The organism is Pseudomonas sp. EA_5y_Pfl2_R50 (assembly GCF_963970475.1).
Taxonomy (GTDB): Bacteria; Pseudomonadota; Gammaproteobacteria; order Pseudomonadales; family Pseudomonadaceae; genus Aquipseudomonas.
The window spans coordinates 1-492 of sequence record NZ_CAXAPT010000135.1 but is presented as its reverse complement, the minus strand read 5'-3'; the positions used below and the strand labels follow the sequence as shown (position 1 = coordinate 492).

Here is a 492-nt window from a genome sequence, read left to right as displayed (position 1 = left end):
TGCATCTCCTACGTCTCGCAGTTCATGACGCTCGAGCCCGGCGACATCATCACGACCGGCACCCCGCCCGGCGTCGGCCTCGGCATGAAGCCGCCGACCTTCCTCAATGTCGGCGACGTCGTGACGCTCGGCATCGAAGGCCTCGGCGAGCAGCGCCAGGAGATCGTCGCGGCGTAAATCCGCGACCAGCACACCCGTCGTCATGCCCGGGCTTGTCCCGGGCATCCACGTTCTTCGTGCTGCCGGAAAGGTCGTGGATGGCCGGGACAAGCCCGGCCATGACGATGTGGACGGATTTCGCTTCATCTCACGCCGTATGGGCCTTGTAGGCGGCCGCATCCATCAGGCCGCCGAGTTCGCTTCTGTCGGCAATCCTGATCTTGAAGAACCAGGCCTTGCTCTCGGCGTCCGAATTCACCAGCGCCGGCTCGGCGGCGAGCGCCTCGTTCGCCTCGATCACCTCGCCCGAGATCGGCGCGTAGACGTCGGAGG

At 65.9% G+C, this 492-nt stretch carries 1 protein-coding gene and 1 pseudogene; one reads left to right on the top strand and one right to left on the bottom strand.

Going from position 1 to position 492, the window contains the following annotated elements; all coding sequences use genetic code 11:
- Positions 1–177, top strand: a 177-nt coding sequence (locus AACY19_RS27090; protein WP_339454566.1) for a fumarylacetoacetate hydrolase family protein, incomplete at its 5' end; no start/stop codon positions are given.
- Between the two features lie 130 nt (positions 178–307).
- Here AACY19_RS27090 and AACY19_RS27085 read toward each other — a convergent pair.
- A pseudogene (locus AACY19_RS27085) lies at positions 308–492 on the bottom strand (glycine cleavage system protein H); the annotation flags it as partial.